This is a genomic window from Brevibacillus sp. IT-7CA2, assembly GCF_949767855.1.
Lineage (GTDB): Bacteria > Bacillota > Bacilli > Brevibacillales > Brevibacillaceae > Brevibacillus.
The window spans coordinates 119,634-135,120 of the sequence record NZ_CATKQT010000051.1; the positions used below are offsets into that span (position 1 = coordinate 119,634).

The 15,487-nt window shown below is 50.3% G+C and carries 10 protein-coding genes; 3 read left to right on the plus strand and 7 right to left on the minus strand.

Features of this window, described 5'->3' with window-relative positions:
• Window positions 1–59: 59 nt before the first annotated feature.
• The gene (locus ACM6JA_RS24135) at window positions 60–2,216 is read right to left on the minus strand and encodes an ATP-binding protein (RefSeq protein WP_414854409.1); all 2,157 of its coding nucleotides are present in this window, start codon (window positions 2,214–2,216) and stop codon (window positions 60–62) included.
• 18 nt (window positions 2,217–2,234) lie between these two features.
• The gene (locus tag ACM6JA_RS24140) at window positions 2,235–4,991 is read right to left on the minus strand and encodes an adenylate/guanylate cyclase domain-containing protein (protein WP_414854410.1); all 2,757 of its coding nucleotides are present in this window, start codon (window positions 4,989–4,991) and stop codon (window positions 2,235–2,237) included.
• A 170-nt stretch (window positions 4,992–5,161) separates the two neighbouring features.
• Between ACM6JA_RS24140 and ACM6JA_RS24145 the strand changes: the two genes are divergently transcribed.
• The 3 genes from ACM6JA_RS24145 to ACM6JA_RS24155 are packed head-to-tail and all read left to right on the plus strand — an operon-like array spanning window position 5,162 to window position 8,676.
• A complete protein-coding gene (locus tag ACM6JA_RS24145) occupies window positions 5,162–5,548 on the plus strand; it encodes a DUF4280 domain-containing protein (protein WP_007721356.1) in 387 nt (128 codons plus the stop codon).
• A gap of 18 nt (window positions 5,549–5,566) precedes the next feature.
• Complete coding sequence (locus ACM6JA_RS24150) at window positions 5,567–7,240, plus strand: MORN repeat-containing protein (protein WP_414854411.1); 1,674 nt, start codon at window positions 5,567–5,569, stop codon at window positions 7,238–7,240.
• Window positions 7,241–7,242: 2 nt separating this feature from the next.
• Window positions 7,243–8,676, plus strand: a complete 1,434-nt coding sequence (locus ACM6JA_RS24155) for a DUF4157 domain-containing protein (protein ID WP_414854412.1) — start codon at window positions 7,243–7,245, stop codon at window positions 8,674–8,676.
• A gap of 61 nt (window positions 8,677–8,737) precedes the next feature.
• Here the strand turns inward: ACM6JA_RS24155 and ACM6JA_RS24160 are convergent, their stop codons facing one another.
• The 5 genes from ACM6JA_RS24160 to ACM6JA_RS24180 form a co-directional block, all read right to left on the minus strand.
• The gene (locus ACM6JA_RS24160; protein WP_414854413.1) at window positions 8,738–9,376 is read right to left on the minus strand and encodes a pyridoxamine 5'-phosphate oxidase family protein; all 639 of its coding nucleotides are present in this window, start codon (window positions 9,374–9,376) and stop codon (window positions 8,738–8,740) included.
• Window positions 9,377–9,435: 59 nt separating this feature from the next.
• Window positions 9,436–10,776, minus strand: a complete 1,341-nt coding sequence (locus tag ACM6JA_RS24165; protein WP_414854414.1) for a YjiH family protein — start codon at window positions 10,774–10,776, stop codon at window positions 9,436–9,438.
• A 71-nt stretch (window positions 10,777–10,847) separates the two neighbouring features.
• Complete coding sequence (gene hutI / locus ACM6JA_RS24170; RefSeq protein ID WP_414854415.1) at window positions 10,848–12,122, minus strand: imidazolonepropionase; 1,275 nt, start codon at window positions 12,120–12,122, stop codon at window positions 10,848–10,850.
• Between the two features lie 5 nt (window positions 12,123–12,127).
• Entirely contained in the window at window positions 12,128–13,798 is a 1,671-nt protein-coding gene (hutU, locus tag ACM6JA_RS24175) for a urocanate hydratase (protein ID WP_414854416.1), read from the minus strand.
• Between the two features lie 163 nt (window positions 13,799–13,961).
• Complete coding sequence (locus ACM6JA_RS24180; protein ID WP_414854417.1) at window positions 13,962–15,458, minus strand: helix-turn-helix domain-containing protein; 1,497 nt, start codon at window positions 15,456–15,458, stop codon at window positions 13,962–13,964.
• Window positions 15,459–15,487: the final 29 nt, after the last annotated feature.

A 15,487-nucleotide genomic window follows, 5' to 3' on the forward strand; every position in this document is an offset into this window, starting at 1 on the left:
AATGGTTTTACATGAATTTTTATCTAATTTTGTAAAATCACACATTCTTTCGACACGCACTACCTGTTGACATACTCCCCCAAATCCTCTTTCAATAACAGCTTACCCGTCTTTTTTAACTCCTGTTTTGCAGCCGCAATCAAATGACTCATGGAAACAGGTGTACCTTCTGATGCAGCCAAGAAAGAGGCAGCGAGAACCACATTTTTTATCCCACCCCCAGCAATGTGCAGCTTGGACGCGAGAAACTCAAAATCGATGTCAGCAGCTCGCGGCGTATCTGCCGGGAACATACTGCGCCATATTTCTTCGCGATAGAACGGTTCGGGAAAAGGAAACTTCACCACGTAGTTGATTCTGCGCATGAAGGCCTCGTCAAAATTTTGCAGGAGATTCGTCGCCAAAATGGAGACCCCCTCGTACTCCTCCATCTTTTGCAGCAAGTAGGCCGTTTCCACATTGGCGTATTTGTCATGCGAATCTTTGACTTCTGAGCGCTTGCCAAAAAGGGCATCGGCTTCATCGAAGAAAAGGATGGCATTGCCGATTTTCGCTTCTGAGAAGATGTGGTGGAGGTTTTTTTCCGTCTCCCCAATGTACTTGCTGATTACCTGCGAAAGGTCAATTTTAAAGAGCTCCAGACCCAGTTCGTTTGCCACTACTTCCGCCGACATCGTCTTGCCCGTACCCGGAGGACCTGCAAACAACATGCTGACGCCCTTGCCATAAGAGAGTTTTCTCCCAAAGCCCCACTCTCCCAAAACGACATTTCGATAGGTCACCTGATTGCAGGCATTTCGCAACAAAGTCAGTTGCTCCTCAGGTAAAATCAGATCTTCCCAGCTGTATTTGGGGCTCAATCGTGTGGCGTGCTTTTCTAGCGCATGTCTCATTTGTAGGAAGCAAGCTTCATGGAGGTGCGTTTTCGTAATGATCCTGTCTTTCGTCTGCATCGCCATTTCATTTGCTCTGTGAAGCGCCTGGTTGATTTGCCCGGCATTCAGCTTGAATTTCCCTGCTAAAATGCCTACGTCAATCTCTTGAGAAAAGCTCATGCCTGCACTGCCCGTCTCCCATAATCGCCTCCTTTCCGTTTCATCTGGACCAGGCACCTCCATTTCCAGCCAAATCCGCTTCCCCAGAGTGTTTTCCGGCTTCCATTGACTTTTCGCCACAATCGCAATGGGGCCTGAAAAGCTTTCGAGTTCATCCATCACCAGCTGCTTGCGCCCAGCTGTTTGTACCTCTTCTGTCAGAAAAACCTCGAACTGATGCAAGCACAGCACACCCTGACGCATCTGCACCTCCCGCATGATCTGCTGTAATCTTCGTGAAAAAGCTTCCTCGCGGATCAAGCGCTCTGCATCGACGAACAGCACTGGTCGCCTGACGCGATGAAACAGATGCTTGACTCGATGCCTTTTGCCAACGCCAGTCGGACCATGCAAATGCAGGAGAAGCCGCTCTGAATCTGCTCCTGTTGCTTCCCACAATGTTTCAAAGCGCTCCTGCAAATGAATCGCGCTCTCCCCTACCAATGGTTCCAACTCTTGATTTGGCAAACTCCAAGATAGCCAAGGCGGCAGACTGGCATCACCTCCATCCCTTGTCGTCAAAAAGTGCAGCATGCGTTCATCCAGCTTTAACGGCCGAGAGAGCCAAGAGCCACTTCCGCCCACATCCCCCTCGGTAAAAAGCAGCAGTCGGCCTAGCTTGCTTTTTTGCGTAAACGCTGTCCATGCCTCTAATCTCTCGGTCGCTGTCCGGCAAAATAGCTGCATCGCCAATTCGGGAGTAGGCGACTTGCACGTAATATCATCGAGGAGGTAGCCAAACAGCTTTTCGTATTTCCGATCCAGCTCGACTGCCAGGCAAAGAAATAAACATCCCAACTCGAAGCGATTGAGTGAAAAAGTACCTGCTACTGCCAGAATCGGTATGCTACCTGCTTCTTGCATGTGCAGGGCATGAAGTCGTTCCTCACATGCTACCACCCGCTCTGTGAAAGCTTCCCATAGCTGCGTTGCTGGCGGGGCTGCCTCGAGCAATTGCACGACTTCTTCCTCTGTGACAATCACCCCCCTCATTTGATCAAGCGGATAATCATCTCCCTGCTGTGCTCGGACGGCCAGCAAGCGCATCAGATGAATATCCAGCCATCGAAGCATTTCTTCGTAATAGTTCCACTGGTTGTGATTCGGTTCGGGACTAGTCATTTCGCTTTTTCACCGCTCCTACGATATTTTCAACTCGCCAGACCAATCACGTTCGGCCCCTTTTTGCGCGTATTCGTCACATAAGTAGAAATACTGTCGCGCCGCCTGATCCCAGCGGTTTTGCTTGATGACGGACAGAAAAGCGGAGCGTGCATCGTGAAACCTCCCATTTTGATACATCGCAATCGCTTGCTCAAACAATTCCTTCGTCTCATCCTTGTGCGCGCGAATCTGGGCAGTGTCTCCCTCGTATACGTCGTACAAATGCATCGGCTGAGCCTCTCCCTCAATATGCACCCAGCCTAAATCACGATATCGGTACGTCGTGCTCTCTCCCATCTCGGCAAATAGCGAATCGGACATCAGGATGCAGGCTCCGAGCGTTTCCGCCATCTTTTCCATTTTCTCGACTACGCGGACGTGATCCGATATAATCGCAGCCTCTAACCGCGTCGCCTCGCCAATAATCCCGAGCATCAGCGGACCGTGATGCAGAGCCACCCGCAATTCAATCGGATCGTATCCTTTTTCCGCCCGTTGCTCGTTATAGTCCGCTAACGTACGGCGCATCTGTACCGCCGCATCCAACGCGTCTTTCGCCTCTTTTGGATAAACGGCAAGCACGCCGGGATCGAGATATTCGGTTATCATCCCTTGATTCTCGTTCACAATTGGAGCAAACCGCTTGAGAAACGCATTGATGACGCGGAAGGTCGTCTCTGGTCGCAGACGATGAGAGATGGCATGAAACGATTGCAGACTCATCCGCATAATCGCCATTTCCCGCTCCACCTGATCACCCAGCTCCACGTCGAGTATGCTTTCCTTCCCGAGAAAATGGATAAACTGCTGTGGCACAAAGCGATTGTTCGCCTCGCTCATCCTCGTGATATTCGAAATGTACTGACGAATGCGCTTAGCCATTTGGTTGAAGCTTTCTGCCAGCTTTTGAATTTCATCCATGGAGCGAACCCTGGCCACGACACTGTAGTCGCCTTTTCCCATATCGGAGACGTTCGTTTGCAGATTTCGGATGTTTCGGTATGTCAGCCACGAGAAAAGGAAAAATAGACTCGCACAAATCGACCAGACCAGCGCAGCGCCGCGGCCGAGCTCTCGGGACATTTCGTTGTGCTGTATGCGGACCCCGTTCATTTCTCTGCCCAACTCCAAAACACCCGATAGCTTGCCGGAGGAGTTGTATATCGGGGCCATCGCGTACATCCAGTAGCCTGTCCGATCCTGTGCTTTACCCGAGACGATCTCCCGTTTCATGACCACACTGCGGAACTCGTCATCAATGGACACATTCTCAAACACTTCTGCGCTGTCATTGTCATCCATCATGAGAAACAATTCGCCATCTTTGTATTTGTAAATCGTTTTGTACAGCCCCCTGTTCACATGCACATCATCTGGGACCTCCAGTTTTTTCAGGTTGGCCTGTACGGCTTGATAGTCCGCATTCATGTAATCAATCGCTCCATTGATTCCATCCAGCTTGTCCCCTTCGATCAGCGTAGAAATAACATAGGCTTGAAGACGAAGATCGGTTTGATTTTCCTGCTCCATAAACGAGAAGGTCAGCTTCGTTCCCTCCAGTTGAAGGAATACGGGGACAACAACGAGTGGAGCTATCACAATCGTTTGCTTGATAATCAACGGAATCCGGAAAAGGCGAAACAACAGAAACTGAATGACACAAAACAGGAGAATTTCCACACCCAATCCTGTCCACCAGGTCCATTCCTTCAAGAGATCTATTTCGGATACAGACGGGGAAGTGTGCTTGGTCATCACATTTCCTTGTTGATCCAAGAAGGCGAGCTGACTATCAGTGGCCACTACGAACTCATAATTGGGAGTTACAGCAAACGCCGTTAAGGCACTGCTATCGCTCGAGTTGATCTGCTCGAATGTTTTGGAAGGCACCATCAAGGCGATTTCATCTGGATGTGCGGGATCGAACCGTTCAATGACATTTTGATCAGAATTGTAGAAAAGGAGACGACCTGCTGGCCCCGCTTTGACATGATTGGGGATGGTATGATTCTTTTCGGACCGTTTGGAGTGAATGTAGAGCGGACCTTTCACTTGAGCCTCCCCGCTTCCTTGGGGAACATCGATCTGGAAAACCTCTCCGCGCTTGGTAGTGATATAGGTATGCCGCGGGTCTACTCCTGTGATTTCATTTACGTATACTTCATTAGGCAATTGGATTTGATAGAGTTGTGTGGGGGGTGAATCAGAGGGTACAAATTGATAGGCAATCACTTCAGGGTGTTGATAAACATAGAAATAAAGACGATCTTTCGCAACTTGCAGGGAGCGTACCTTGCCAATTCGCTTGTACGAGCTGTTCGCTCCGTATGAATCTTCATACACGACTTGTACCATTTCTCCATCTGGCGACATTCGCACGATTCTCTCGGATACGGTCCGCAAGCCAAAGCTATCGAGCTTTGTGATCAGCACGTACGCATATCCTTCTTCGTCGATGGCTACCTCTGTGAAATTTTCCAAGCCTTCTTCTGGATTTTGCTCCAGTACTTGCTGATACCTTAGCGACCGATCGGGGTACAGGCTAGTCAGTTTTTGGTATCCATCCGTTATGAGGACGACATCCTTTTGACTATTGACCGCGATGCTGTCGATCCCTTGAAACGGTACGTCCTGCTTCCCGCTTCTATCCACGTTCCAAACGAGCAGCAAGCCGATCCCAACAAATACAATCAGCAGTCCGGTCAACCAGGAATACTTCTTGTTATTTCCCATCGTTTGCGGTTCTCCCATCTCTCGAAAACGTATTTTCGAAAATGATACCAAGCAACATTATACTAAAAATTACAAATTTCGCTATACATCTTCTCTATTTGACATTTATACTACTATACAGATTGATTTTCAATATCTTACCAGATGACTTATGTAAAGGAGTTGGCTTCATGGGACAACTCGTCTGCGGAGGAGCCATGCTGCAGTGTAGCTTCGGCGCAGCTCCCAGTTCACTTATGGTGCTCCCTGTGAATCGCGTCACTACCAGTATGCCGATCGCAAACATCATGGACAATAAACCGATGGTAAACGTCCTTCCATTCGGAATGTGCAATACGATGTCCAACCCTCAGGTCGCAGCAGCCACAGCGGCGAAGCTGGGCGTTTTCACTCCAGTCCCCTGCGTTCCTGTCACCGCCGCCCCTTGGGTTCCTGGCTCCCCTACTGTTCTCGTCGCCAACATGCCTGCCCTCAATCAAACCTCCAAGCTCATGTGCAGTTGGGGTGGCGTCATCCAGATAACGAACCCCGGTCAAGCGACGATTCAGGTTCCCTGACAGATAGGGAGGAAACATATGGACAAACAACTCCAAAAGCTAACAGAACAAACGATTGTCGACCCGCTCACCAATCCGCTCAAAAAATGGATGCAGGATTGGATAAAAAAAGGAGCCGCCCTCCCCAAGCAAGTCCTCGATTGGATCAAGAACGGCATTGCCGGACTGTTCACCAAAAAAGAAACTTCACTCAACGATTACGTGCATATCGGCCGTTTTTACATCGCCAGACGCTTTCTCATTTTGACAGGACTGTTCCTCCTTGTCCTGGTCTACTTCCTGTTCATCAATCCTCCCGATGCGCTTAACCGCTTTTTGCAACGTCCCATCGTCATTCATCTAAAAACTCCAAATCAACAGATTTCCGACACGGGTCTGGCGATCATCTACAACCCGGAAGGCACGATGATCTATTCTGGTCAGCTCGTGGATGGTCTGTATGACGGAAAAGGCGAGCTCTATGACGACAAAGGGAAGCTTCTATACAGCGGCGAGTTCAAAAGTGGCACTCCGCAAGGCTTAGGCAAAGGATACCGGAAAGGCGTTCTCGTCTATCAAGGTGGGTTTGAAAATGGCGTTTATGCTGGTCAGGGAGCGTTATACAACGACAACCAACAAGTCGTTTTTCAGGGAGAATTCAAAAATGGAAAGCTGGATGGAGCCGGTCAGGAATTGTACACAAACGGTGCAATCAAATACGAGGGTGCTTTTAAAAACGGCGTGTACAACGGAGCTGGCAGGCTTTTTACGAAGGATGGAAAGCTGCTCTACGACGGACTGTTTGACAATGGCTTCTACGGCGGTGAAGGTACCGATTACTACGAAAACGGGCTCGTGCAGTACAAAGGGCAATTTGTGGACGGCAGATACAATGGAACCGGAAGTTTTTTTGATCGGGATGGCAAGCTCGTGTATGAAGGTCATTTTCGAAATGGGCACTTCAATGGAGCCGGAACCAAATTCTCTTCGAACGGCAGTATCGTCTATCAAGGTGACTTTTTTCTGGGCGTGTATCACGGGCAAGGCGAGCTTCGTGATGCAAGTGGCGTAACGCTGTATAAAGGCAGCTTTGCCGAAGGGCATTATCATGGAACGGGAGAGCTTCGTTCTGCCGAAGACGCTCTGTTGTATCAAGGGCAATTTCGGGCAGGTGCCTACGACGGCATCGGGGTGCTCTACGACAAGGAAGGCTTGCCGTTGTACAAAGGGTATTTCCGCGAAGGGCGTATTTATTTGCCTGGATTCATCGGCATCTCTAGGACCAAGCTGGAAGAGATTATGGGCAAGCCCGACGATGACGCGCCGAAGATTGCCGAAGGTGCTGTCCCTCCTCCTGCCGATCAAAAAGCATCGGAGGCTTCGCCAACAGTAGAGGCATCTTTATCACCAGAGAAGGTTTCCTATCGCGAAATGAATATGGCTTTTACGCTTGAACCAGCACCAGGACACCCTAGCAAGCAGATTGTCACTGCCGTCCACGTATATCACCCACAGGTCATCTCTATCGTCAAAGAAGATCGGAACGAGCTCGACAGCAAATCTGCCATTTTGCCCAAGACGTCCTCCACCTACTCTAACCGTACTGGAGCTATCACGAGCTATCTGGTCGACCCGTATCTGTATCTCTATTTCTATCAGGCACAGCAAAAGGAACCCGTTCAATTGGACGTGACAAAAGCTGAGGGGGTGTAAAAATGCGACGCTATGAATCTAGCAAGCCGTCTATCGATGCGACTCATGAAAAAACGAAAGCATCTGTTTCCAGGCCCATGCTCCAGCCGAGCCAGGTCCAAAGAAAGGCGAGTCACTCTTCCCACATCCTTTCTCTGCAAAAGACTCTCGGCAATCAAGCTGTGCAGCGCATGTTATCGAGGACTCCCTTGCAAAAATCGGAGAATCTATCGGCAGGCAGCGGCCGCTCACTCCCTGATTCCGTCCAAGCAAAAATGGAGAAGGCTTTTCACACTAATTTTTCAGATGTACAGATTCATCCAGAATCGTCTGTCGCCTCCCAAATCGGGGCTGTTGCCTTCGCCCAAGGGAATGACATTCACTTTGCTCCCGGCACCTATCAGCCGGAGACGCAAAGCGGTCAACAGCTACTCGGTCATGAGCTGACACATGTGGTTCAGCAAAGACAAGGACGGGTAAAAGCGAACGTTCCGGATGCCAGCCTGCCGATCAATGATGATCCTGCTCTCGAAGCGGAAGCTGATCGCTACGGATCTGTTGCGGCTGCTGGTACCAAGCTGGACAGCACAGACTATAACGCAACAAGTTCTGTATCATGCCCAATCATACAAGGAACGTGGGATGAAGCCTTGTTAGATGCACGCAGAATGTGGAATAAGCATGTGGCGAAAACCAATGATTTACATGAAGGAACAATCAATGAACTTTTTGACGAGACAAACTACTTGTCTTACTTTAACAAAGTGAAGTACAGCTACAGTCTGCACTCCAAAATTTCGGACATTTTCTCGGTTACAGGTGGGAACTATACAGAATTAGAAGAGGCACAGCGTCTTTTTGGAACGGAGATCACGCCATATTTCGGTCAAGATAAGGACAACGATCCTGACATCGATTACAACTATTTGGAGAAGCAGGAAAACGACAACGATGAGAAAGTCCACATGATGGACGACGACGAGGAACATTCCAACATTTTAGAAGTAAATAAACGCGTTGCGATGGAGATCAAGACGATCAGCTCCCATGATGATTTACAAATTAACGCCCGCATTCATGAAGCGATCGGCCAATTGGACAAACGGCGCGACACTGGTCAATATGATGAATACGTCATCGTCATTCAAAAGTATCATTCGGAAAATCCTTGGCCTTACACAAAAGCGGAAAACAATGCGGCTGCCGAACTAGGCGATCTCAAGGAACGAGTTATTAATAGACTGAGGAGCATGACCAATCTGCCCACCTATAATATCAAGGTCATTTTCCGCGGGATCACGAAAGGAACGCCCACAGGTGGAACAGGTGGCGTAAATCCCGCATTCATTATCCCGGAACACATCCGCTATTCGAATATGCAATCGTATTCGTTGGAGTGTTACTACTGGGGTGAAGTCGGTGCAGGGTGGCTGGTAGATGATCCTGTTCGCGAATAACATGACGAAACGACAGCCACGCTGAATGGATGGCTACCGTTTCTCTTTCGACGTTATTAGTTTAGTACAATCGTTTCGTATAGCTGTCTTGCAAGCCCTCTGCCACCTCTTTTGCCGTCACACCGGGAAGCTTCACATGGTCCGCCAGCATTTGTGCGACATTAGGAGTCGTCCCCTCTGCCGGCCATGACTCCGGCTTCCATAAACCAGAGCGCATAAATGCCTTCGCACAGTGGACGAAGCACTCCTCTACCTTCACACCGATCCCAAGCGTAGGCACCTTCCCGTTTACCGCCATCTTCGCCAGTATTTCTTCATCGCGAATAATGCAAGCCTTGCCGTTCACGCGGAATGTCTCTTCCAGCGTAGGAATCAAAAAGATAAGCCCAATATGCGGGTTGACCAAAATGTTCGTAATGGAGTCCATCCGCTTGTTTCCTGGGCGCTCAGGGATGACGAGATGGTGATCGTCGATGACATGCACAAAGCCAGGCGCATCTCCACGTGGCGAAGCATCGCAATGGCCATCTTTGTCTGCTGTGGCAATGATGAGAAATGGCGCTTGGGCAATATAATTGCGGCTATGGTCATCCAACTGGGTTATCGCCTTGTTCTGTACGAGACGACTTGGCTCTCCGACCATTTCGCGCAGTTGCTGCCCTGACGTGACCACGTCACGGAATATTCCGAATCCTGACATGACTACCCCCTCTTTCCTCTGCTTGTTCGAACCTGCCACCATCATACCACTTTTCTTGCTCATGGCAGAAGCAGGAATGCTAGAGGGGTCACAAGCAGCAGGGTTAGAATTGTACGCTCTACCCAAATCACCAGAAGCTTTGGAATACTAATCGGAATCTCCGTGGACAAAATGCAAGGAATCGTCGCTGAAAAGAACAGAATGGAAGAAACCGAAACGACCGCAATCACAAACTTGGTGACTAGCGGTGCTTTCACTACAAGCAGAGCTGGCAAAAACATTTCGGCAATTTCGATCGCTGACGCTTTTGCAGCCAGCATCGGCTCTGGAATTTGCAAGAGCCATGTAATCGGATAAAACAAGTAGCCAAGCCAGTCAAACAAAGGGGTAAATTCGGCCAGCACCAACCCGAGTAAACCGACCGACATGATGGACGGAAGAATACTCATGGTCATGATAAAGCCATCCCGCAAGTTCTCCCAAATGTTCCGTGTTAGCGGCAGTGCTTTTCCCGCCGCTTCCATTGCTTCCGTCCACGCCTGGCGCAATCGCTTTTCCTTGATTACTTTCTCAGGATCACCGTTGTCCTGGTAATACGCATCGCTCATGTTGGACAACGGCCAAATACGCACCGTCACTGCAGTTACGAGAAACGTCACCACGAGCGACACCCAGAAGTAAAGATTCCAGTAATTCATCAAATCCAATGTTTTCGCGATGACGATCATAAATGTCGCAGAAACGGTGGAAAAGCCCGTTGCAATGATGGCTGCTTCTTTAATCGTATATTTGCCTTCTTTGAATACCCGGTTCGTGATCAAAAGACCGATAGAATAGCTTCCCACAAAGGAAGCCACCGCATCTACTGCAGAGCGGCCAGGTGTTTTCCAAATCGGGCGCATAATCGGTTGTACCAGTACACCTATAAATTCCAAAAGGCCGTAGCCAACCAGCAGAGCCAAGAACACGGAGCCAATCGGAACCACCATGCCTACGGGAATCACCAGCTTTTCGAAGAGAAATGGCCCCATATTCTTGTCCAGCAGCCATGCAGGACCCGCCTGAAAATAGATCAACAGAGCGATAGGCACACCCAGTACTTTTAGCGCAGAAAAGACGAGGTTTACTTTGCTCTGCTTCCAACTGCCCGTTACAAACGGATAAATGGCCCCAAGCACAATCACAAGCAAGGCATACATCGGTATCGCACTCGGCATGATTTGCCGAACCCATGTCACGATATGATCCAGCATAATCGAGCTCGTGTTAGTAATCGTAACAGGGATAAAAAAGACGAAAATGCCAATGAGGCTAAAAACAAAAAACTTCCAAGCATGTGTGGTGGATACGGCTTGCTGACTAGGATGCGGTGCAAGATTGCTGTTCGAAATGTTGCCCATACATGTCCCCCCATTTCAAAGACAAGCCGGTCTCCCCCACTTCTATCCGTTTTCTTTTGCTCTCTTTCGTATTACGCCAGTCTGCCCTCAGCAACGACAATCGTTCCGTTTTTGATTACCGTGTTTACGTGGTTGATCCCATAACGATATTGCAAGGTCATGAAATCAGGAACGTCAAAAATCGTGACATCTGCTTTTTTCCCGACCTCAAGGCTGCCGACTTCATGCGCGCAGCGGATTGCGTGAGCAGCGTTGATGGTAGCTGCCGTCAGCACCTCGGCTGGTGTCATCCCCATTTTCAGGCAACCCAGATTCATGATGAGTGGGAGCGAAACTGTTGGAGACGAGCCCGGATTGCAATCCGTTGAAATCGCGACAGCCACGCCACGATCAATCATTTTCCTACCATTTGCTGACTCTGCCATCAGGAAAAACGCCGTACCAGGCAGTAACACAGCGATGACACCCGCTTCTGCCATCTGTTCAATCCCCTTGTCAGAGGCGCGCAGCAAATGATCCGCTGATACCGCTCCAACCGAAGCTGCCAGCTCTGCCCCTTCATACGGTTCGATTTCGTCCGCATGAATCTTCGGCAGCAACCCATGACGGACCCCTGCCTCGAGAATGCGTCGGGACTGCTCCGGGGTGAACACACCTCTTTCACAAAACACATCGTTAAAGACGGCGAGCTTGCGACGAGCCACCTCCGGGATCATTTCCTCGATGACCACGTCTACAAACGCATCCGGATTTTCCTTGTATTCACGTGGCACCGCATGTGCACCCATGAAGGTACTGACGATATCGATGGGATGTTCCTCGTGCAACCGCTTGGCTACCTCTAGCTGCTTCAGCTCATCTTCCAATGTCAGGCCGTAGCCGCTTTTCGCCTCGACGGTTGTGACCCCGTGCAGCAGAAACTGGTCGAGACGCTGCTTGCTCTGGGCAAATAGCTCTTCATGGGTCGCTGCACGCGTCGCTGCGGTGGTCGAGTGAATTCCGCCACCATTATTCATAATCTCCATATAGGTCGCACCGTTTAGCCGCATGTTAAACTCGTTTTGACGACTGCCCGCGTGCACCAGATGGGTATGCGGATCGATCAGCCCTGGTGCGACCAGTTTGCCCGAAGCATCGATGATTTGCGCCTCATGCGCACGGTCTCGATAGTGAAGCGACAGCTCTTCATCTGTTCCCACTCGCTGGATAACGCCGCCTTCCAGCCAGATGCTTCCGTCCTCGATGATCGACAACTCGTTCATTTGCGCTCCTACTACAGGGGAAGAGGAGCCGCCAGCCAGCGTGGCAAGCTGACTGGCGTGGCGAATCCATACAGGTTTAGTCATGGCTTTTACTCCTTCATCATCGGAATGTGGACGCCTTTTTCCTTGGCTGTTTGAATCGCGAGATCGTACCCTGCATCGACATGTCGGACGATGCCCATGCCTGGATCTGTCGTGAGGACGCGCTCCAGACGACGTGCTGCTTCTGGTGTTCCGTCAGCCACGATGACCATTCCGGCGTGGAGAGAGTAGCCCATGCCAACACCGCCTCCGTGGTGCACAGATACCCAGCTCGCTCCGCCTACCGCATTGATCATGGCATTGAGAATCGGCCAGTCTGCAACCGCATCGCTGCCATCCTTCATCGCTTCTGTCTCACGGTTTGGTGAAGCGACAGAACCGGAGTCCAGATGGTCACGTCCAATGACGATAGGGGCCGATAGCTCACCGCGCGCCACCATCTCATTAATGATTTGACCAAAACGCGCACGCTCGCCATAGCCTAACCAGCAAATTCGGGAAGGCAGTCCCTGGAACTGAATGCGCTCCTGCGCCATGCGAATCCAGTTGCACAGATGCGTGTTGTAGGAAAACTCGCGAAGAATGACTTCGTCTGTCTTGTAAATATCCTCAGGGTCACCAGACAGTGCTACCCACCGGAACGGCCCCTTGCCCTCGCAAAATTGCGGACGGATGTAGGCTGGCACAAAGCCAGGGAAACGGAATGCATCCTCCACACCTTCGTTTTTTGCCACCTGCCTGATGTTATTGCCATAGTCGAAAGTGACTGCACCTTTTTCCTGCATGGCGAGCATGGCACGAACGTGTTCAGCGATGCTTGCTTTTGCGCGAGATTCGTACGCTTTCGGATCGCGGGTCCGGAGTTCGGCTGCTTCCTCCAGTGACATGCCGATGGGAATGTAACCGTTTAGTGGATCATGCGAGGAGGTCTGGTCCGTCAGCACGTCCGGGATAAAGTCGCGAGCCAGCATGGCATTCAGCACTTCGGGTGCATTGCCTAACAGCCCGATGGAAATGCCTTTTTTGTCGCGCTTCGCTTCTTCCGCCAAACGGATCGCTTCGTCCAGACTCTCTGTCATCACGTCCAAGTATTTCGTGTCCAGTCTGCGTTGGATACGGGTCGGGTCCACCTCGATATTGATGCTAACGCCACCATTGAGCGATACGGCCAACGGTTGCGCACCACCCATACCGCCCAAGCCTGCTGTTACGGTAATCGTTCCGGCCAGCGTGCCTTCAAAATGCTGGCGTGCCAGTTCTGCAAACGTCTCATATGTTCCTTGCACGATGCCCTGGCTGCCTATGTAAATCCAGCTTCCCGCTGTCATTTGTCCGTACATCATCAAACCCTTTTTGTCCAGCTCGTGGAAATGCTCCCAATTCGCCCAGGCAGGCACCAGATTCGAGTTTGCCAGCAGCACACGCGGCGCATCTGTATGCGATTTGAATACAGCAACCGGCTTCCCTGACTGGATGAGGAGTGTTTCATCGCTCTCTAACGTTTGCAATGTTTTGACAATCGCATCGAAGCATTCCCAGTTCCGTGCCGCCTTGCCAATTCCGCCGTATACGACCAGATCCTCTGTACGCTCCGCTACATCAGGATTGAGGTTGTTCAAGAGCATGCGCAACGCCGCTTCCTGCACCCATCCCTTTGTATGTAATTGGGTACCTGAAAAAGCTTGGATCAATTGCTCAACGGATTGTGTCGTCGTCATCATTTCCACCTGCTTTTCTAAAAGGATGTATTTCTTAGCTCCATTGTAAAAAAGCAAGGAAAGACAAAAAAGGCACCGCGCTTTCGATTTGGTGCCTCTATTTTCGATTCATTTGCAACCGCATTTATGGTTTGACGAAAAAATCTGTCTTTTCTTTCGATTTCTATCTTTTTTTCTGATTTCGTAACAAACGTGGAGTTGTCCCTGTCTTTTCCTTAAAAATTTTACTGAAATAATTGGCGTTAATGAATCCACATCGCTCTGCTACCTCTTGGACAGACAAGGATGTCTCAAGAAGCAATCGGCGTGCTTCTTTTACCCGCAACGATGTGAGTATCTGGCGAAAAGAGCTTCCTTGCTTTTGCGCAAGCAGTGTACTGAAATAGGAAGGGCTGCGGTCGATATAGCGTGCAACCTCCTCCAGACGCAGTGCAGGATCGGTGTAACGTCCTTCTATATAGCGAATCGCCTGTTCCACGACATCTGCACGGGACTCGTCGACGGAATGATGGGCGGCATCAAGAAGCTGATTAATGAACAGCAGCAGCTCCACGACGATCCGATACAAGATCGGCGAGTAAAGAATCGTTTCGAAAACCCGATGATACTCCTCTTCCAAAGGTGCGGAGTCAAGACCACGTGATATCATGTATCGCCTGATTTGTGCCAAAATACTCGTCAGCCGAATACGCAACAGTCCCGGCTCCGGAAAAGGCTCTTCCTTGTAAAAGAAGTGTGTATACAGCCACTGCTTCAACTCTTCCCGATTGCCTTCATCCAGCATTTCAACCCACGTGCGCTGTTCGGCGGGCGTCAAAAATGGGTCAATCATGGTCCAATTCACACGATTATCCACGACCGTCACTTGCCGATATCCTTTGAAAAAGCGGACTTGCAGGGATTGGCTCGCTTCCGCATACGTTTCGTTCAAGCTCTGCTCATGGTTGCTTGCGTCATACATGACCAAAAAGAGCGGCGCATCATTGTTTGCTTCCCAGTCCATCAGCAAACGCTTGCCCATTTGGTGGAGCGTAGAAGGCGAGAGCACCGCATCCATTGGAAATACCCCCACAATGGCCTCCCCTAGCGGCAAAAGGTCCGGTTTGTCGCGAAACGGATATTCTTCAAAAAAGCGCAGCAGCTCGGGATGCCGCTTCGGATCCTCCAGTTGAGCCAGCATGAGCGAATAAGACTTGGCTTGTGCAAGCCCGGGGAAAAACAGGTCAAGATATGAGACATCCCTAGCATTGTCCGATCCCGTTCCCTTCTCTTCGCTCATTCGCTTCCGATCCAAGCGCTCCTGACAGCATCTCGTCAGGATTCTCCTGATGTACTCAGGTGTCTGTGGCTTCAACCATAGATCGCGTGCATAAAGTCCAATCCCCTGCATCGCCCGCTCAAACGTCGCCTCTGAGGTGGTCACCACAACGGTCGGACGATACTGATCCACCAGAAGCTTCAGCCGGTCCCACTGCCCGCGCCCGATCATGTCCAGTTCAATACAGATCACTTCCGGTGTATGCGCTTCCATCATTTCGAAAACGTCTTCCATGGTCCTAGCACTATGCACCTTGTCATACGGAATGGCATAGCTATTGACGAGCCATCCGATTCCGATTCGTTCGTTCTGGTCCCGATCCGCTATCAAAATACTGGGCATAAGCCGTCCTCCTTTTAGAGCAATCAGAA